The sequence below is a fragment of the Bacillus sp. SRL543 genome, assembly GCF_984799205.1.
Genome location: NZ_OZ481794.1, coordinates 1,004,394 through 1,022,697, shown reverse-complemented (window position 1 = coordinate 1,022,697; position 18,304 = coordinate 1,004,394). Strand labels below are relative to the sequence as shown.

Here is an 18,304-nt window from a genome sequence, read left to right as displayed (position 1 = left end):
AAATGGAAGAAAAGCACCAGCTACTATTATAAAACTTTAAAAAAGCGCGGAAGAATTTTGTAACTAAAAAAACTGGGCCAGGGGTCGGGTCCCTTGGCTCAGTCTGGGAATGTGCCAGGGGGGCAGGTCCCTTGGCGCGGTTTTGGGAATGTGCCATGGGGTCAGGTCCCTTGGCTCGGTTTTTAAAGTGTACCAGGGGGTCAGGTCCCGTGGCCCAAACTCCCTCGAAATCAACCTCCAAATCCCCGGCACAATACCAATTCCCCCCCACCTCCCGAAACTTAGTTCATTCATTAGACAAACTTAAAATAGTCTGCTATAATTCAATTATTCATTATTGTAAAAAAATTATCAGCAGGGGAGGGAATGGGCAGTGCATTTCATTTTTACTGGTAAATGTAAACGCTTCAACACTCACCGCGTTTATGTAAGCGTTTAACTATAATCGCAGTATAATGAAAACTGCTCTTACACATGACGAAACAGCACAATGGTTCTCTTTACATCTTCTCTATCACACTTGTTGCTACTCTTGGCGGCCTGCTCTTTGGCTACGATACAGCTGTCATATCCGGGGCCGAGAAATCGATTCAAACCTATCTGGTAGATAGCCTGGGCTTAAGCTCTTTCGTCCATGGGGCTACGATCTCCAGCGCGCTGATCGGCTGCATCATCGGCGGCATCATTTCTGGTTATTTCTCTTCTGCATTGGGCCGCAAAAAGTCGCTGATCATCGCGGCAGTCCTGTTCCTGCTATCGGCGCTTGGCTCAGCTTACCCTGAGTTTCTCTTCTTCTCAGCAGGTGAACCTACTGTCGGTCTTCTGCTGACATTCAATCTTTACCGCATCATCGGCGGAATCGGTGTCGGCCTCGCTTCCGCCATCGTGCCGATGTACATAGGGGAAATCGCCCCGGCAGCGATCAGGGGCCGGCTGGTTTCTTTCAATCAATTTGCCATCATTTTCGGCATGCTGGTCGTATATTTTGTCAATTGGGGCATCGCCCGCGGGCAATCAGTAGAATGGATCAATGAAACCGGCTGGAGATATATGTTCCTGTCTGAGGCGATCCCGGCCCTGCTGTTCTTCATTTTCCTTTTCTTCGTGCCGGAGACGCCGCGCTATCTGTCACTGAAGAATCAAGACGAAAGCGCATTGAGAATTCTTTCAAAAATCAACGGACCGGCAAGCGCCAAACAGATTCTCAGCGAAATCAAGGGTTCTATGGATAAAACGGCTGAGAAAATGTCCACCTTTGCTTTTGGAAAAAAAGTAATTGTCATCGGCATCCTGCTTTCCGTTTTCCAGCAGTTTGTCGGCATCAACGTGGCCCTTTATTATGCCCCGCGCATTTTTGAAAGCATGGGCGCCGCAAAGGATGCTTCCATGCTGCAGACGATCGTCATGGGGCTGGTCAACGTCGTCTTCACGGTCATCGCGATCATGACAGTCGATAAATGGGGACGCAAGCCGCTCCTCATCATCGGCTCAATCGGAATGGCCATCGGCATGTTCGGCGTTGCAGGCCTCGCTTTTGCCAATATCATCGGCATCAGCACGCTCTTATTCATCATCGTGTATACCGCTTCCTTCATGATGTCCTGGGGACCGATCTGCTGGGTGTTGATTTCTGAAATCTTCCCGAACCGGATCCGCGGGCAGGCGGTAGCGATCGCGGTAGCCGCCCAATGGGGTGCCAACTATCTTGTTTCCTCAACCTACCCGATGATGATGGAATTCAGCGGCGGCATGACGTACGGCATTTATGGCCTGATGAGCGTCCTTTCAGCCATCTTCGTCTGGAAGTATGTGCCTGAAACGAAAGGCAAATCCCTCGAGCAGATGGAAAGCCTGTGGAAGGCACCTTCAGCAAAACAATCTAAAGCAATGTAAGCAATAAAACGGGACAACAAACCTGTCCTCTCACCAAAAAAAGGCCTCCAGCCAAAGCTGGAGGCCTTTCCTATTAATAAACGCCCCGGATATGGGCATGCACTTCCTTCTGATAAAAGTCCTTCAATCTCCCTAATTCTTCTTCACTGAACGGCTTTGCTTCCAGCGCTTCGAGATTGCTCTCCACCTGCTTCACATTCCTGAAGCCCGGGATGACTGTGGTAACCTCCGGCTGCTGAAGAATCCACTTGATGGCGGCTCCTGCCATGCTGCCCCTGCCTTCTTTAATCCACTTCACCTGCTCGCTCAGCTCGACGCCTTTCCCGAAATCAAGTCCGCCGAATGTCTCGCCGACATTGAAGGCTTCCCCATTGCGGTTGAAGTTTCGGTGATCATCCTGCTCAAACGTGGTCTCCTTTGAAAACTTTCCTGTCAAAAGGCCGCTCGCCAGCGGCACACGCGCAAGAATCCCAACCTGCTTTTCCATAGCCATTGGAAAAAGCTCTTCCAGCGGCTTTTGCCTTAACAGATTGAAGATAACCTGCAGGGCGCTTGCCTTTGTTTTCTCCAGGCAGAAAATCCCTTCCTCGACCGTTTCCACACTGACGCCATAGTAGCGGATCTTTCCTTCCTGCTTCAGCTGCTCAAGCACTTCGAAGACGCTGCCATCTCTTAAAATTTCCATCGGCGGACAATGAATCTGATAAAGGTCGATGGCCTCCCTCTCCAGCCTTTTCAAGCTGTTTTCGCAAAAAGCCCGGACACTTTCCATTGAATAGGTGGCTGGATCATAAATATCAGCGCTGCGGCAGAACTTTGTAGCAATATGGATGGAATCTTCCTTCCCTTTCGTAGCCTTCGCCAAAAGCTCCTCGCTGTGCCCGTCTCCATACACATCGGCCGTATCAAAGAAATTGACGCCCGCATCCATGGCGCGTTCCAGGGCTTTAAGCGCTTCCCCATCATCTGTTTTTCCCCATGAACCGCCGATCGCCCAAGTGCCGAAGCTCAGTTCACTTACTTTCAAGTCGGTATTGCCCAGCTGATTATATTTCATTTCGCCAACTCCTTCTTTATCCAGAAACCTTTAAGGCTGCCCAGGGAGCTTTGCATATAAGATGCATCCTTCCAAGGCAGCCTTCTGAGTTTCATTATGATTATTTTCGATAGGCCAGCAGTTTCTCATTAAGCGCTTTTGTCTGCCCGTAGACTTCCTGGTATACATCGAATAGTTCTTGATAAATCTCCACATTTCCTGCATTCGGGACAAATTCTTTTTCCACCTTCAGGAACGCATCGCCGCATTCCTTCAAGGAAGAAAACCATCCGCAGCCGTAAGCGGCAAGCATAGCAGCACCCATGCCAGGCCCCTGCTCGCTTGAAAGCTTAACAATTTTGCTGTTGAAAATATCCGCCTGCATCTGCAGCCAGTCTTCATTCTTCGTCCCGCCGCCGGTAGATACGATTGTATCGATCTTCTTGCCATTTTCCCTGAAGATAGCGAGAGATTCATTCAGCGAGAAAGTAATCCCTTCCATAACGGCACGGACAAAATCCTTCCGTTCATGAGAGCTGTCCATCCCGATGAAGCTTGCCCGGATGCTTGCATCTGCATGAGGTGTCCGCTCCCCGGATATGTAAGGAGTGAACAGCAGTCCATTCGAACCTGGCGGAACAGTTCCTGCTTCAGCCAGCAATTCCTCAAAGCTCTCTTCCGCAGCAAACACATTTCGGAACCAGCTCAGGCTGTGTCCTGCTGCAAGGGTGACTCCCATCGTGTAAAAAGCGTCCTCTGCCCCATGGTTGAAATAGTGGACCTTCCCCTCGAAGTCTTTGTCGCTGCTGCCTTCATAAGACAGGACCACACCAGACGTACCGATGCTGCAAAGGGTTTTCCCATCCTCCAGGATTCCTGAGCCGATCGCTCCACAGGCATTGTCGGCGCCGCCGGCAAACACCTGGACAGAAGCTGGAAGGCCGGTCTCAGCTGCGAACTCAGGAGTGATATTCCCCGTCTTTTCATGAGACCCAACCAATGGAGGGCAAAGCGCAGCATCAATATCAAGAATATCGCAGATTTCGCTGCTCCACTCTTTTTTCGCAATATCTAATAACAAAGTGCCCGCAGCATCAGAATATTCCATATGCAGCTCACCTGTCAGCTTGTATCTTACATAATCCTTCGGAAGGACAAAGGTTTTCGCCTTTTCGTAGATCTCCGGCTCGTGCTCTTTCACCCAAAGCAGTTTCGGCAAAGTAAAACCTTCCAGCGCCGGATTCTTCGTAATCTCAAGCAGCCTCTCTTCGCCGACCCGATCGTAGATTTCACGGCACTGTGCCGTCGTCCTTGTATCATTCCAGAGAATCGCATTCCGCAGCACTTCACGGTTCTCATCCAGAAGGACAAGGCCGTGCATCTGTCCGGAAAAACTGAGTCCCTCAATGTCTTCCGGATTTCCGCCGAATTTCTGGAGCAGTTCAGACAGCCCTGCCGCTGTCTGATCAACCCACTCTTTTGGATCCTGCTCGCTGTAGCCGGTCTTCTCCTGGATCAGGGGATAGTCCTTGGAAACCTCCTGGACCACATTCCCCTCCTGGTTGACCAGCAATATTTTTACCGCGCTTGTTCCTAAGTCAACGCCGATCACATATTTCATTGGTGCACCTACCCTCTAAGAGTTACTCTCCGGCATAAGCCCGTAACAGATACTGGTTGATCGTAGCCTTGATGCTTTCGAGGCGGCCGGATTGATTCTTCACTTCAGCCAGGCCCAGTGCATGCTCCTCAAGCTTATGGAAGTCTGTCCTTCCTTCAACGATCTCAAGTCCAATGCCTTCTGTATAGCTCTTATAGCGGTTTTCAACCACAGAGTCCAGCACCTTGTCATCAATCAGCTTCTGTGCAACCTTCAGGCCAACCGCGAAGCTGTCCATTCCGGCAATATGAGCGTGGAACAGATCTTCAGGCTCAAATGAACCCCTTCTCACTTTCGCGTCGAAGTTGAGTCCGCCGCGGCCAAGTCCGCCATTTTTAAGGATTTCGATCATTGCGAGTGTAGTAGAATACAAGTCTGTCGGGAACTCATCTGTATCCCAGCCAAGCAATGGATCGCCCTGGTTGGCATCTACTGAGCCAAGCATATTGTTTACACGTGCATAGTGAAGCTCATGTTCAAATGTATGGCCTGCCAGTGTTGCATGGTTTGCTTCAATATTAAATTTGAAGTGGTCCTGCAATCCGTAATGCTGAAGGAATGCATATCCAGTCGCCACATCAAAATCGTATTGATGTGTTGTCGGCTCTTTTGGCTTCGGCTCGATCAGGAATTGGGCGTCAAAGCCGATTTCCTTCGCATAATCCACTGCCATGTGCATGAAGCGGCCAAGATTGTCCATTTCAAGCTTCATGTCTGTGTTTAAGAGCGTTTCATAGCCTTCACGGCCGCCCCAGAACACATAGTTTTCAGCGCCAAGTTCTTTTCCGACCTCAAGGCCTTTCTTGATTTTCGCTGCCGCATAGGCAAAAATATCTGCGCTGTTTGAAGTGGCAGCACCATGGACGAAGCGTGGATTCGTGAAGTTATTCGCTGTGTTCCAAAGCAGCTTCGTTTTGCTGTCTTTCATATAATCTTTAATCATGCTCACGATGATATCTAAATTTTGGTTGGTTTCTCTTAAGCTGCTTCCTTCCGGTGCAATATCGACATCATGGAAGCAGAAGAATGGCACATCCAGCTTTTCAAAAAATTCAAATGACGCTTCGACGCGCGCTTTTGCCAAATCCATTCCGGTGTACTTATCCCAAGAACGGAGCATTGTGCCAGTTCCGAACGGATCAGAGCCATCCATTGTGAAGGTATGCCAGTAAGCCACACCAAAACGCAGGATTTCTTCCATTGTTTTGCCGCCGATCTTTTCCTCCGGGTTATAAAATTTAAACGCAAATGGATTGGTTGAAGCTGAACCTTCATATTTAATTTTTTCAATGTTAAAGTAAGCCATTTTTCGTTCCTCCCAGAATCATAATAAAGTTCTCTTAGAATCTTTTGAGCAGATTCTTTCAGATTATCTTTTTATAAAAATGTAAATGCTTTCAAAAAGAATTATATCAATTTTTAATTTGTTTGTCTATTGAATAAACAAAGATTCCTCATAATACTGCGAAATGATTTTTATTCCAGTATAATAGGTTTTACTTAAGAAAAATTGGAGGCTTCAGCCATGGTAAGCAGCGTTTTATACCGGATATTCGAATGGATCACCCGTTTCGCTTATATGAATCTCTTATGGATAGTATTCACTTTCGCCGGAGGCATCCTCTTTGGCTTCTTCCCCTCCACCCTTGCCATGTTTGCCATCACAAGGGACTGGCTGAGGGGTAAAACAGACATGCCTCTATTCTCCAGTTTCCTGTCTTATTTTAAAAAGGATTTCTGGAAGGGCAATCGGCTTGGCCTCTTCGTGATCACAATCGGTTCCCTGGCCGGCTTCAATCTTTGGTTCACGCAGGCAGATTTTGATGTACCCGCCTGGGCGCATGTCCCTTCGCTCGCGTTCATGATGATTTTTCTGCTGTTTCTGCTGTATCTTTTCCCGGCATTTGTGCATTATGATTTGAACGTCAGGCAAATCATGAAACAGGCTCTGCTGATCATGCTCGTCAATCCGATTCATACCGTTTTAATGGTGCTCTGCCTTGTATCGTTTTTGTTTATCATGCAGCTGCTGCCGGCACTCGCCTTTATTTTTGGCGGCAGCTCATCAGCTTTTGTCATCATGTGGCTTGGCCTGCATGCCTTCAATAGAGTCCAGCGGAAGCAGGCCAAACAAAAAACACTTTCTCCCGAATAAGGAAGAAAGTGTTTTTTTATTATCCTTTAACCGCGCTGGAAGAGATCCCCTCGACGACTTTATTGCTGAAGAAAAGAAAGGCCAGCAGGATCGGGAGCACGCTGATGATGAGCGTTGCGCCGATCGCGCCCCAATCAGTCATATATTGGCCGATGAAATTCTGGATTCCGACCGTAAGGGTTTTATACTCATCCGAGCTGATAAAAGTGTTGACGAAGACGAATTCATTCCAGTTATAGATCATATTGATGATGACAGTTGTCGACATGATTGGAATCGTCATAGGCAGGATGATTCTGAAAAACATCCTGTGGACCGAACAGCCGTCCATGATCGCTGCCTCTTCAATTTCCCTCGGCAGCGTGTAATAAAAGCCGAGAAGAATCATCATCGTAATCGGCAGATTATAGGCCGTATAGGTTATGACGATCGACCATGGATTGTCGATCAGATTTACATTCAGGAACATGCTGAACAGCGGGATGATCGCTGAATGGATCGGAATCATCAGCCCGACCATGAACAAGCCAAGCACCAATTTGTTCAGCTTCCACTGCATCCTTGTAATCGCAAATGTCGCCATGCTTGCCAGGATCACAGTCAGGATGATGGCAATGCCTGTAATCCAGATGCTGTTCCAGAAATAGATGCCGATGCCGCCTTCCCACACTTTGCTGTAATTTTCCCATCTGAATTCAGACGGCAGTGAGAAAGGAGATTTCGAAAATATTTCCTGATTGTTTTTTAAAGAAAACAGGAATAGCCAAATGACCGGGAAGACCTGAAAGATGGCTACGATTGCCAGGCAAAGATAGAGTATAAAGTAACCTGCTCGTTTCATTGTACAACCCTCGCTTAATATTGAATTTCTTCTTTGGTAGCTGTTGCCTTGCGGACAATCACTGTCACAATCAGCGTAATGATCAGGAGCAGGAAGCCGATGGCACTGCCGTATCCGAAGTCATTGCTTGAGAAAGCCAGTTTATACATATAGGACGCCATGACCTCGCTGGCGCCGTTCGGGCCGCCCCCGGTCATAACATAAATCAAGTCAAAGTATTTCAGTGAGCCGACCACAGCCAGCACAATCGTTACTTTTACAACTCCCATGATCAAGGGAAGCTTGATCTTCCAGGCAATCTGCAGCGGTGTCGCTCCATCGATCCTTGCTGCCTCAACCAATGACTCCGGGATATTCTTCAGTGCCGCATAATAAATCAGAATGTAAAAACCGGCGTATTGCCATAAGATTGGAATGAAGATCGCATACAAAACGACAGACGGCTCTGCAAGCCATGCGGGAGGATCGTCGATTCCAATCGCCATCAAGATACTGTTGAGCATCCCGTTGGTCGGATTGAATACCTTGATCCACAGCTGGGCGATCGCCACAGATGACAGCAGCATCGGGATCAGATAAATTTTCCTCAATAAATCTGCCCCTTTGATCCGGGATGCCAATATCATAGAGATGGCCAGATAGATAACCAGGCTCAGCGTTGAAAACACGGCAAGCAAGAAAGAATGGTAGGCACTCTCCCAAAACTTCCCATCCTGAATGGCATTGATATAGTTTTCCATCCCTATGAACTCCATAGCTCCGATGCCATCCCAGTCCATCAGGCCGTAATAACCGGTCAGGATCAGAGGGATAAAGATGAGGACACCAATCAGGAGGAGTGCAGGGAGAACGTATAATGCGATAATCCACTTGTTTGACATTACTTTATTCATCACATTCAACCCCATATTTAAAAATGAAAAGGACAATCCGGCAAAGGGTATGTCCTTTTCTTTAGTTGATTACATGTGCTGCGCGATCCTGTTATTCTTTGGACAGCGCCTCTTCATGTGCCTTGGCAAAGTCTTCAGGAGACACTTCTTTTCCGAACAGGGACTGAATCATGTCCAAATGCACCTGTGCCGTGTCCGCACTCATTTGAACATCTGCAAACAGTGTGATATTGCTGGCATTGTTCAGATCCTCCAGAACATCCACATACATATCCGGCAGATCCAATGATTCGGCATCCACTTTTGTTGCCGGGATGACGCCTGCATCAGTTACAGACCTTTCTCCCCACTGCTGTACGAAGTAGGAGGCGAATTCTTTCGCTTCTTCCTTCACATCGGAATCCTCAGCAACGAACAAGCCAACACCAGGACCGCCTACAAAGCTGTCCATATCTCCTTTTCCATCAACGGTCGGGAAGTTGAAGTAGCCGACAGAATCCCTGAACTCCTGAGGGACGTCTTCATTGGTCGTGTAATTCGGCAGATCCCATGTTGCAATCAGGTACATAGCTGCCTGTTCGTTCATGAACATGCTCTTTGCTTCTTCATCGGCAAGTCCGTTGAAGCCTTTGACAAACGCATTCATGTCAACAAGCTCCTGCACTTTTTCAGCAGCTGAAACCAGGGCAGGGTCTTCGAATGAACCGCTGCGGTCGATCGCTTTTGTGAGGACATCTCCCCCGCCGATCCGGTCAGCCAGATACATATACCATAGAGAGCCGGTCCAGCGGTCTTTGTTTCCAAGCGCGATCGGAGCTACGCCATTTTTATCCAATGTTTCTATTACATTCTTAAACTCTTCATATGTTTCAGGCGCTTCCAGCCCATATTTTTCAAAAATGGCTTTATTATAAAATACTGTCGCGATATTCAGTTCAAGCGGCAGTCCGTATGTGCTTCCATCGACTGCATACGCTTCTGCTGTGCCGGATACAAATTTATCCTTTAGATCCCCTTCAAGCAGGTCATCCAGCGGGGCAAATTTCTTCCCGCTCACATAAGGATCCAGGAATCCTGCAGCCCACGTCAGCCCTACATCCGGCAATTGGTCTGAAGTTGATAATACTTTAAGTTTATCTTTATACTGCTCATTGCTCAGCACTTCCAGGTCGACTTTAACATCAGAATGCTCTTTCTCGAAATCCTTAATGATGTCGCTTACAATTTCGTTATGCAGCTTAGAGCTTCCTTCAGGCCAAAGATGCATGAATTCAATTGTCTTCCCATCTCCGGAACCGCCGCTCGCTTTTTCATCGGATCCTGAACAGCCTGTAATCAGGGCAAGGGAGGAAAAAATGGCAAAGAGTGTTGTAACCGCTTTCTTCTTTCTCAAACTAAATACCCCCAATATTCTTTATTTTGAAACCGAGATTTGTTGCTAAACTTAGATTACCATCTCAAAGAATGTTTGTCTAGCGGATAAACTAAGTTTATAATAGAAAATGAAAATGGTACACTTAGGGAAAACAAAATGAAATGGAGCTTTAAAAAATGAGGCTGACCCAGACTTACAACCAGCATGTTGTGAAAAAAGGCAATAAGTCATTAGTACTGCAGACTATCCAGGAGTACACCCCTATTTCAAGGGCGGATATCGCCAACAAGACCGGACTGAATAAAGGCACTGTATCCTCCCAGGTCAGCGAACTTCTTAATGAAGGCCTGATCCTTGAATCAGGGCCAGGGGTCTCAAGCGGCGGGCGCAGGCCTGTTATGCTGCTCTTCAATCAGGTTGCCGGCTATTCCATCGGCATTGACATCGGCGTCAACTACATCCTCGGGATCCTGACCGACCTGCAAGGGAACATCTGCAATGAAGAGCTGATTAAGTTCAGTGACCTGGCTTATGAAGAAATCAAAGAAGAGTTATTCAAGATTGTCGACTCCCTGATGGGTTCTATGCCTAAAAGCCGTTATGGCCTGGTCGGGATCGGCATCGGGGTGCCTGGAACTGTCAGCACGGAAGGCGAAATCCTCCTTGCCCCCAACCTGAATTGGCGGAATATTGATCTGAAGTCAGTGATGATTGAGAAATATGATGTTCCTATCCTCATTGAGAACGAAGCCAATGCAGGGGCTTATGGCGAGAAAAAGTTCGGGGCAGGCCAGGATGCCAATAATATCATTTATGTCAGCATTGGCATAGGGATCGGCGTCGGCCTCATCTTAAACGGGGAGCTTTACAAAGGAAATAATGGATTCTCCGGCGAGCTTGGCCATATGACGATTGAAGCTGACGGGCCGGTATGCCGCTGCGGCAACCAGGGCTGCTGGGAGCTTTATGCTTCTGAAAAGGCATTGGTTGAATCTGCGGCAAAGAATGCTATCCAGCCTGAGGACGGGCAGAAGCTCTCTCTCGAGGGCCTGAATGAACTGGCTGAAACCGGGGATGCCGGCGTCATCCGTGTTTTTGAAGGGATCGGCGGCTATATCGGAGTCGGCATCAATAACATCATCAATATCTTCAACCCTGAACAGGTCATCATCGGCAATCGGCTCGCTTCTTCTTCCAAGTGGCTGGCAGACCCGGTAAAGAAAAGGCTGGTCCATGCTCTTTCTACACACAAAAAGGACTTAAAGATTGATTTTTCCCAGCTATCCACGCGCGCCGCTGCCTTGGGCGCAGCCGCTTATGCAAGTGAAAACTTCCTGGCCATCGATATCCAGGAAGCCTAAATTAATTTTCCAGGAGAGGTGCTGTACAATGACAACCATTCAAAACCCGATTCTAACAGGCTTTAACCCAGATCCAAGCATTTGCCGTGCAGGCGAAGATTATTATATTGCCGTTTCTACCTTTGAATGGTTCCCTGGCGTCGGGATCTACCACTCTAAAGATTTGAAAAATTGGCGGCTCATCTCCCGCCCGCTCAACCGCCTCAGCCAATTGAATATGCTGGGCAATCCTGATTCCGGCGGCATCTGGGCCCCTGCCCTGTCTTACCATGATGATAAGTTCTGGCTGATTTACACAGATGTCAAAGTCGTCGAGGGACAATGGAAAGACAGCCATAATTATCTTGTCACCTGCGACAAGATTGATGGAGAATGGTCAGAGCCTATCTACATGAACAGCTCCGGCTTTGACCCTTCTTTATTCCATGATGAGGACGGAAAGAAATACTTCGTCAACATGATGTGGGATCACCGGGCCGGAAACCATAACTTCTATGGGATCGTCCTGCAGGAATACAGTGTTGAGGAGCAGAAGCTCGTCGGCAAAAAAGAAGTCATCTTCAAAGGCACCGATATTAAATTGACTGAAGCGCCTCATCTGTATAAAATGAACGGCTATTATTACCTCCTCACAGCTGAAGGAGGAACAAAATACGATCACCAGGCAACCATCGCCCGCTCAAAGAACCTGTGGGGACCATATGAAGTGCATCCTGACAACCCGCTGATCACTTCATTCCCGTATCCAAGGAATCCGCTGCAAAAAGCCGGGCATGCTTCGATCGTAAAGACACATACAGACGAATGGTTCCTGGTCCACCTGACCGGCCGCCCATTGCCGCAGGAAAACAAAGCGCTCCTCGACCCGCGCGGCTATTGTCCGCTAGGCAGGGAGACCGCCATCCAGCGCCTGGAATGGAAAAATGACTGGCCATATGTGGTCGGAGGCAACCAGCCATCCGTCGAAATTGAAGGGCCGGCCATCGAGGAAGTTAAGTGGGAAAAGGATTTTGATGAGAAAGATGATTTCAACTCTGAAACTTTGAATCTTCACTTCCAGTCACTGAGAATTCCGCTCGGAGAAAAAATCGTTTCATTAAAAGACAACCCTGGTCATCTGCGCCTTTATGGACGGGAATCTCTTACATCCAAATTTACGCAGGCGCATATCGCGAGGCGCTGGCAGCATTTCAATTTTACGGCTGAAACAAAGGTAGCTTTCAATCCTGACACATTCCAGCAGGCTGCCGGACTCGTAAACTACTATAATACGCAGAACTGGACAGCCCTGCAGATCACCTGGAATGAAGAAAAAGGGCGGATCCTCGACTTGACAGTCTGCGACAACTTCACATTCAGCCAGCCGCTCCAGGACAGCCCGATCACCGTCCCGGACGAAGCAGACTATGTTTACCTGCGCGTAAATGTAAGCACTAACACTTACCGCTATTCCTATTCATTCGACGGAAACAGCTGGACCGAAGTCCCAGTCACCCTGGAGTCCTACAAACTCTCAGACGACTACATCAACGGAGGCGGCTTCTTCACCGGCGCATTCGTCGGCATGCAATGCCAGGACACATCCGGCCAAAGACTGCATGCTGACTTTGATTATTTTGTTTATCGGGGATGAGCCGGGGGGGGCAGGTTCCCTGGCCCAAAAGATGAGCCGGGGGGACAGGTTCCCTGGCCCAAAAGAGCCAGGGGGACAGACCCCCTGGCTCAATAATAAGTATCACAATCACAAAAACTCCGCTTGCTGCCATCAGCCAAGCGGAGTTTTTTTCGGTACAATCGTTCAGAGCGACGGGGACAGGCCCTATGGCTTAAAAGAGCTATATTGTGAAACAGTCTTTAAAATAATAGTGCGTCACCAGTATTACCAATATATTAAAAAACTCAACTCTCTTCAAAGACAGTTGGGTTTTTTATTTTTGTGTTCATTTGTTTCATGTGCCGTTTCCTTTGTCCTTCCGCCAACACCCCAATACTTCTCAGGCACTGGCTGAACAATGACTCTAACCTGTTCAGGCCTTACATCAAGGATCTTAACAGCACTATCGGTAATTCCGGCAATCAATTCCCTGATTTTCTCATCGCTTCTGCCCTCTAGCATCTGGACTTGGATAATTGGCATCAAACTCCCCTTCCCTCCGCATAGCACTTGCCTTGAGTTAAGTTTTCTATTGCTTCATCGCTTTAGAAACCTAATAGTCTTGGAATGAATAGTGTTGCCTGTTCCCAATAAGTAACGATAAAAAGCATGGTGATCCCTAGTAAAAGCATTGGCATGACGGCTTTCACTAGTTTTTCAAATTTGACTTCTGCAATGGATGACACGATGAACAGTCCCGTGCCGACTGGAGGTGTCAGCAATCCGATTGTCAGGTTAATACAAATGATGACACCGAAATGAATCGGATCGATTTGAAAACCAGTAACCAATGGCATGAATACTGGGACAAGGATGATTAAGGCAGCAATACCATCCAGCAATGTACCAATTAATAGAAGGAACAAATTCACCAGCAGCAGGAATACGAATGGATTGTCCGAAATTGAGAGCATCGAGTTTGCGATTAACTGCGGAATCTGCTCGAATGCAATCAGCCAGCCAAACAGGTTGGCCATTGCAATAAGAAATGTAACCGTTGCTGTTCCTATCACAGTATTCACTAGTATTTTACCTAACATCCTCCATTTTAACTCTCTGTAAAATAACATCCCGACAATAAAAGCAATAAAGCTGGCTATAGCTGCAGATTCTGTTGCTGTAAACGCACCGCTCAATATTCCTACAATGATTACCAGAGGAACTAAAAGCGCCGGGAGAACTTTTACAAAAGAGCTCCAGATATCATTAAAGCTTGCTCTCTCACTGCGCGGAAAATTATGTTTGTACCCCAGGTAGGCAATTAATGAAACAAATCCCACTCCAAAAATCACTCCAGGAAAGATTCCTGCCATGAAAAGCCCGCCAATTGAAGTTCCTGATAAAGTTCCATATATGATAAAAATCATACTGGGAGGAATAATTGGCGCAACAATCGATGACGCAAGCGTCAAAGCCGATGCAAATTCCCGATTATATCCCTCTTTTTCCATTTCCGGAACCATTATCTTACTCATCATTGCGGCCTGGGCATTCGCTGACCCAAGAATTGAAGCAAGGAACATATTAGCAATCACAGTTACATATGCCAAGCCGCCACGCACGTGCCCGACCAGCATACGTGCAAAAACAACAAGCCGGTTTGTGATGCCTCCGCTATTCATTAGTTCACCCGTAAGCATGAATAACGGAATTGCCAGAAGCCCAAAATTTTCCATTCCGGAATACAGGCGCTGCGGAGTTGACTCTAAAAGCATTGCATTGCCAGTTACCAAAAAATACACAATTGTAGTCATACCTAGAACTAAAGAAATTGGAATACCCATTAGTAAAAATAATATAAAGGCAGCTATTACAAGTAACATCATAAAGCTTCACCGTCTTTCGAAACCTCAGACACCTGGGTTATGCCACGATTTCTTGCAACCTCCATAAGATTACAAATCAAATGGATCGCACCAAATAACAAACCGATCGGCAATATGGAATACGGGATCCACATTGGGAGCAGGATCGCACTCGACTTTTGGATCGCTACTGTTGGGGAAGTTATCCAACTAAAACAATAAAATAACAGAATCCCCATAAACAGAAGCATAAAAATATGAGCTATAATTCCAACAACCCTTTGGATATTCTCAGGAAGCAAGTCAGTGATAATGGTTACTGAAGCTTGAGTTTTATACTTTAAACCAAGGCTGCCGCCAATAAACGTTATATAAATCAGCAGAAAAATAGATACTTCCCCAGCCCAGAACAATGGCTCTTTAAATACGTAGCGGAATATGACTGCTGCCGTTACTATAATCGCCATCATAAACATGAGGACAGAAGCCAGTTTCTTTTCGAAACTGGCTACCAGATTACTAAGGTAGGTCACATAATTCCCTCCATTTACTTGCGGAATGTGTCCAAGAATTCCTTGATTAGAGGATCTGTAGGCCCATATTTCTCATCGAATTGCTTAATATATGGATCGAATAATCCCTTATCGATTTCATAAATTTTCATACCATTGTCGCTAAGGCTTTTCTTAAATTCTTCTTCTTGTGAGGCGCGAGTTTTTGCAGAATAATCTGCTGCCGCTTTAATTGACTCATCGATAATCTTCTTATCGGCATCTGACATCTTGTCGTATTTATCTTTATTCATCATTGCTACTGCCGGCCATACCATATGATTTGTAACAGCGCCGTACTTGGCAACCTCATAATATTTATTTGTAATGGTTGCATCTAAATCCATATCCATTCCATCAATAACGCCCGTCTGAATGGCTGCATATACTTCAGGAAGCGGCAATGATTCTGGAGAAGCTCCCAATGACTTGTAGAAATCCTGCAGCGGAGGACTAGGGGTAACCCGGAAAGCCAAACCATTCATATCTTCGGGCTTCTTAACTTCCTTGTCCTTGAAAAGCATAACCCGGTTGCCAGCAAACACATAATCCAATCCTTTGATTCCCTGGCTGTCAAGGGTACCAAGAATTTTCTTTGCCACCTCACTGTCCCGGGCATCATTTGTTGCCTCCAGGTCTTCAAACGCATAGGGAGCAAACCAGGCTGTAAACGCAGGTGCACGTGAACTCATGTAAGCAGCGGTAATAAAGCCAAAGTCTACAGAGCCGGAAGAAATCTGCTGTACCATATCCGCTTCAGTGCCTAACTGACTAGCCGGATAGATCTCAACCTGCATTCTGCCATCAGAACGCTTATCAAGCTCTTCCTTGAATTTTTCTGCAGCTTTGTGCCACATATGGTCAGTTGGAGTAATATGGGCAAGCTTGAAAGTATATTTCTCACCTGACCCAGACCCTGACGCAGGTTCTGCTTCAGTGTCACTGCTGCAGGCAGCAGTCATTGTAACCAGAACAAGGACTAAGACTATAAGCCCAAAATGTTTAAACTTCTTCATTTGCGCACCCCTTTTATATTCATTCTTTGTAAACGCTGTCATTATTCTGCACTCTGGTTTGTCTAACTGTATCTACTGTGATTATAGTCACATTGTTTTTGTAGAAGTGTAAACTAGTTAACATAGAATCATAATTTTTATCTATATATTCTGAATATTAGTAGCGAAGTTAAGCACTTAGTTATTAGAACTAAGTGCTTGATTTACAAGAAAAAGAAACACTGCCAAGCTCGGAAAATTGTACTAGAATAGTATCATTCTTTTCGAATGAGACCGCCTCTGAAACGGCTCCGCTCAAGATGACATCTCCCTTTTTAATTCCTTTGCCCACTTCTCCCAGCTTATTGACAGCCCATGCTACAGAGGTAGCCGGATGGCCCAGCACAGCGGCGCTCGCCCCTGTTTGGACAACATGCCCGTTTTTCGACATTACCATACCAAGCTGTCCCAGATCCAGCTCATTTGGCGACATCCATTTGCTGCCGATAAAAAATTTGGAGGAAGAGCAGTTATCTGCGATAACATCTGCCAAGGTAAACTTAAAGTTCAAGTATCTGCTGTCGATGATCTCAATTGCCGGCGCAACAAATTTCGTGACACGCAGTACATCCTCTGCGCTGATATCTGTCCCCTGCAAATTCTCATTGATGAAAAAAGCAATTTCAGGCTCAGCTTTTGGGTGAATAAAATTTGTGTAATCTAATGGCTCCCACTCTAAACCTAGCATATCATCGGTCAGATACCCGTAGATTGCTTCATGAACACCCATCATTTCCTGCTTTGCCTTACTTGTCAAACCGAGTTTTAAACCAATTTTGCGTGCGCCATCCTTTTCACGTCTCTCAATCAATTTTTCTTGGATGGAGTATGCCTCGCTAAAGCTCAATTCTGGATAACGTTCCGTAACCTTCACTACTTCACGCCGATCTTTTTCAGCAGAATATAAGTATTCTACAATTTCAAGATCGGCACCCTTAGTTATCGTCATATCCTATACCTCCAACTTCCGGGCTTTTGCCAGTTCAGCAGCCACATCAAGGATCATATCCTCCTGGCCGCCAACCGCCTTTCGCTTGCCCAGCTCAATCAAAATATCTCTTGAATCAATATCAAAACGCCTGCCAGCCCGCTCAGCGTGCAGCAGGAAGCTGGAATACACACCTGCATACCCTAACACCAGGCTGCCCCTATTGATTTCCTGAGGCCTCGGAATCATTGGTCCTACTATATTCTCAGCCACATCCATCAGTTTATAAATATCAATACCAAGCCTGATGCCCATGCGGTCCAGAACAGATAGAAGCACCTCTGTCTGAGCATTGCCTGCACCAGCCCCCAGACAGCGGATGCTGCCATCGATCCGGGTAGCGCCTTCTTCAATCGCCACCAGCGTATTGGCAACAGCAAGCGACAGGTTATTATGCGCATGGAATCCCACTTCAATTGATAAAGAATCTTTCAATGCAGAAATACGCTCACGAACTTCATTGGGCAAAAGGGCTCCGGCAGAATCAGTCACATATACAGCTTTCGCTCCATAGCTTTCCATCAGTTTGGCCTGCTCAACCAATTTATTGACCGGAGCCATATGCGCCATCATCAGAAATCCCAATGGTTCCATCCCAAGCTCACTTGCCATACTGATATGCTGGGCTGATACATCTGCTTCGGTCACATGTGTTGCGACACGGACAAGTTCCGCACCAAGAGAACGCGCCTGCTTAAGCTCATGGACCGTCCCTATCCCAGGTATAAGCAGTACCGCTACCTTAGATTGCCGGCACTCATCAACAGCTGCTTCTATCAGGTTCATTTCATTAACAAGCGACCTTCCATATTGCAGAGTTGATCCTCCCAAACCATCTCCGTGGCTGACCTCAATATAATGCACCCCTGCATTATCCAGCTCGCGCACAACCTTGCGGACCTGCTCCTCAGTATATTGATGCTGCATTACATGACTGCCGTCACGCAAGCAAACCTCAGTAATTTGAATCGGCTTGTCACTGTTTCTCCTCAATAAAACCACCCAGCCTTTCACTAGACACTTTTGGCTTTTTAATA

General features: G+C 46.8%; 16 protein-coding genes. 4 read left to right on the top strand and 12 right to left on the bottom strand.

All coding sequences use genetic code 11. The annotated features are described in order from the left end of the window. The first annotated feature begins 474 nt into the window (after nucleotides 1-474). Entirely contained in the window at nucleotides 475-1,893 is a 1,419-nt protein-coding gene (gene xylE, locus AC4E8B_RS05310) for a D-xylose transporter XylE (RefSeq protein WP_490217492.1), read from the top strand. Nucleotides 1,894-1,966: 73 nt separating this feature from the next. Here the strand turns inward: xylE and AC4E8B_RS05305 are convergent, their stop codons facing one another. The 3 genes from AC4E8B_RS05305 to xylA all read right to left on the bottom strand — a co-directional run bounded on the left by AC4E8B_RS05305 (nucleotide 1,967) and on the right by xylA (nucleotide 5,895). Continuing rightward, complete coding sequence (locus AC4E8B_RS05305) at nucleotides 1,967-2,950, bottom strand: aldo/keto reductase (protein ID WP_490217490.1); 984 nt, start codon at nucleotides 2,948-2,950, stop codon at nucleotides 1,967-1,969. Nucleotides 2,951-3,050: 100 nt separating this feature from the next. After that, a complete protein-coding gene (xylB, locus tag AC4E8B_RS05300; protein ID WP_490217489.1) occupies nucleotides 3,051-4,550 on the bottom strand; it encodes a xylulokinase in 1,500 nt (499 codons plus the stop codon). Nucleotides 4,551-4,572: 22 nt separating this feature from the next. Further along, on the bottom strand, nucleotides 4,573-5,895 hold the full coding sequence (gene xylA, locus AC4E8B_RS05295; RefSeq protein WP_490217487.1) for a xylose isomerase: 1,323 nt from the start codon (nucleotides 5,893-5,895) through the stop codon (nucleotides 4,573-4,575). Between the two features lie 219 nt (nucleotides 5,896-6,114). Between xylA and AC4E8B_RS05290 the strand changes: the two genes are divergently transcribed. Beyond that, nucleotides 6,115-6,744, top strand: a complete 630-nt coding sequence (locus AC4E8B_RS05290; RefSeq protein ID WP_490217486.1) for a YesL family protein — start codon at nucleotides 6,115-6,117, stop codon at nucleotides 6,742-6,744. A 19-nt stretch (nucleotides 6,745-6,763) separates the two neighbouring features. Here the strand turns inward: AC4E8B_RS05290 and AC4E8B_RS05285 are convergent, their stop codons facing one another. The 3 genes from AC4E8B_RS05285 to AC4E8B_RS05275 form a co-directional block, all read right to left on the bottom strand. Continuing rightward, complete coding sequence (locus AC4E8B_RS05285) at nucleotides 6,764-7,585, bottom strand: carbohydrate ABC transporter permease (protein WP_490217484.1); 822 nt, start codon at nucleotides 7,583-7,585, stop codon at nucleotides 6,764-6,766. A gap of 14 nt (nucleotides 7,586-7,599) precedes the next feature. Next, complete coding sequence (locus AC4E8B_RS05280; protein ID WP_490217483.1) at nucleotides 7,600-8,478, bottom strand: carbohydrate ABC transporter permease; 879 nt, start codon at nucleotides 8,476-8,478, stop codon at nucleotides 7,600-7,602. Between the two features lie 91 nt (nucleotides 8,479-8,569). Then, complete coding sequence (locus AC4E8B_RS05275) at nucleotides 8,570-9,871, bottom strand: extracellular solute-binding protein (RefSeq protein ID WP_490217481.1); 1,302 nt, start codon at nucleotides 9,869-9,871, stop codon at nucleotides 8,570-8,572. Nucleotides 9,872-10,029: 158 nt separating this feature from the next. Here AC4E8B_RS05275 and AC4E8B_RS05270 point away from each other — a divergent pair, with 158 nt between their 5' ends. Both AC4E8B_RS05270 and AC4E8B_RS05265 read left to right on the top strand, forming a co-directional pair. Next, the gene (locus tag AC4E8B_RS05270) at nucleotides 10,030-11,214 is read left to right on the top strand and encodes an ROK family transcriptional regulator (RefSeq protein WP_490217480.1); all 1,185 of its coding nucleotides are present in this window, start codon (nucleotides 10,030-10,032) and stop codon (nucleotides 11,212-11,214) included. A 28-nt stretch (nucleotides 11,215-11,242) separates the two neighbouring features. Further along, complete coding sequence (locus AC4E8B_RS05265) at nucleotides 11,243-12,847, top strand: glycoside hydrolase family 43 protein (RefSeq protein ID WP_490217479.1); 1,605 nt, start codon at nucleotides 11,243-11,245, stop codon at nucleotides 12,845-12,847. Between the two features lie 276 nt (nucleotides 12,848-13,123). Here AC4E8B_RS05265 and AC4E8B_RS05260 read toward each other — a convergent pair whose 3' ends face one another. The 6 genes from AC4E8B_RS05260 to dmpG form a co-directional block, all read right to left on the bottom strand. Further along, on the bottom strand, nucleotides 13,124-13,351 hold the full coding sequence (locus AC4E8B_RS05260) for a 2-hydroxymuconate tautomerase family protein (RefSeq protein WP_490217478.1): 228 nt from the start codon (nucleotides 13,349-13,351) through the stop codon (nucleotides 13,124-13,126). Between the two features lie 62 nt (nucleotides 13,352-13,413). Further along, complete coding sequence (locus AC4E8B_RS05255) at nucleotides 13,414-14,694, bottom strand: TRAP transporter large permease (RefSeq protein WP_490217477.1); 1,281 nt, start codon at nucleotides 14,692-14,694, stop codon at nucleotides 13,414-13,416. Beyond that, the gene (locus AC4E8B_RS05250; protein ID WP_490217475.1) at nucleotides 14,691-15,206 is read right to left on the bottom strand and encodes a TRAP transporter small permease; all 516 of its coding nucleotides are present in this window, start codon (nucleotides 15,204-15,206) and stop codon (nucleotides 14,691-14,693) included. The genes AC4E8B_RS05255 and AC4E8B_RS05250 overlap by 4 nt, the downstream gene beginning before the upstream one ends. Before the next feature lie 14 nt (nucleotides 15,207-15,220). Beyond that, nucleotides 15,221-16,240, bottom strand: a complete 1,020-nt coding sequence (locus AC4E8B_RS05245; RefSeq protein WP_490217473.1) for a TRAP transporter substrate-binding protein — start codon at nucleotides 16,238-16,240, stop codon at nucleotides 15,221-15,223. Between the two features lie 190 nt (nucleotides 16,241-16,430). Beyond that, the gene (locus AC4E8B_RS05240; protein WP_490217472.1) at nucleotides 16,431-17,228 is read right to left on the bottom strand and encodes a 2-keto-4-pentenoate hydratase; all 798 of its coding nucleotides are present in this window, start codon (nucleotides 17,226-17,228) and stop codon (nucleotides 16,431-16,433) included. 3 nt (nucleotides 17,229-17,231) lie between these two features. Beyond that, nucleotides 17,232-18,260 (bottom strand): 4-hydroxy-2-oxovalerate aldolase, encoded by a 1,029-nt coding sequence (gene dmpG, locus AC4E8B_RS05235; RefSeq protein ID WP_490217470.1) that lies wholly within the window; start codon nucleotides 18,258-18,260, stop codon nucleotides 17,232-17,234. Between the last annotated feature and the right edge of the window lie 44 nt (nucleotides 18,261-18,304).

Excerpts from the sequence above, each read along its gene's own strand:
- xylE (WP_490217492.1), top strand. The coding sequence starts at position 475 with ATGACGAAACAGCACAATGGTTCTCTTTACATCTTCTCTATCACACTT.
- AC4E8B_RS05305 (WP_490217490.1), bottom strand. The coding sequence starts at position 2,950 with ATGAAATATAATCAGCTGGGCAATACCGACTTGAAAGTAAGTGAACTG.
- xylB (WP_490217489.1), bottom strand. The coding sequence starts at position 4,550 with ATGAAATATGTGATCGGCGTTGACTTAGGAACAAGCGCGGTAAAAATA.
- xylA (WP_490217487.1), bottom strand. The coding sequence starts at position 5,895 with ATGGCTTACTTTAACATTGAAAAAATTAAATATGAAGGTTCAGCTTCA.
- AC4E8B_RS05290 (WP_490217486.1), top strand. The coding sequence starts at position 6,115 with ATGGTAAGCAGCGTTTTATACCGGATATTCGAATGGATCACCCGTTTC.
- AC4E8B_RS05285 (WP_490217484.1), bottom strand. The coding sequence starts at position 7,585 with ATGAAACGAGCAGGTTACTTTATACTCTATCTTTGCCTGGCAATCGTA.
- AC4E8B_RS05280 (WP_490217483.1), bottom strand. The coding sequence starts at position 8,478 with ATGAATAAAGTAATGTCAAACAAGTGGATTATCGCATTATACGTTCTC.
- AC4E8B_RS05270 (WP_490217480.1), top strand. The coding sequence starts at position 10,030 with ATGAGGCTGACCCAGACTTACAACCAGCATGTTGTGAAAAAAGGCAAT.
- AC4E8B_RS05265 (WP_490217479.1), top strand. The coding sequence starts at position 11,243 with ATGACAACCATTCAAAACCCGATTCTAACAGGCTTTAACCCAGATCCA.
- AC4E8B_RS05260 (WP_490217478.1), bottom strand. The coding sequence starts at position 13,351 with ATGCCAATTATCCAAGTCCAGATGCTAGAGGGCAGAAGCGATGAGAAA.
- AC4E8B_RS05255 (WP_490217477.1), bottom strand. The coding sequence starts at position 14,694 with ATGATGTTACTTGTAATAGCTGCCTTTATATTATTTTTACTAATGGGT.
- AC4E8B_RS05245 (WP_490217473.1), bottom strand. The coding sequence starts at position 16,240 with ATGAAGAAGTTTAAACATTTTGGGCTTATAGTCTTAGTCCTTGTTCTG.
- AC4E8B_RS05240 (WP_490217472.1), bottom strand. The coding sequence starts at position 17,228 with ATGACGATAACTAAGGGTGCCGATCTTGAAATTGTAGAATACTTATAT.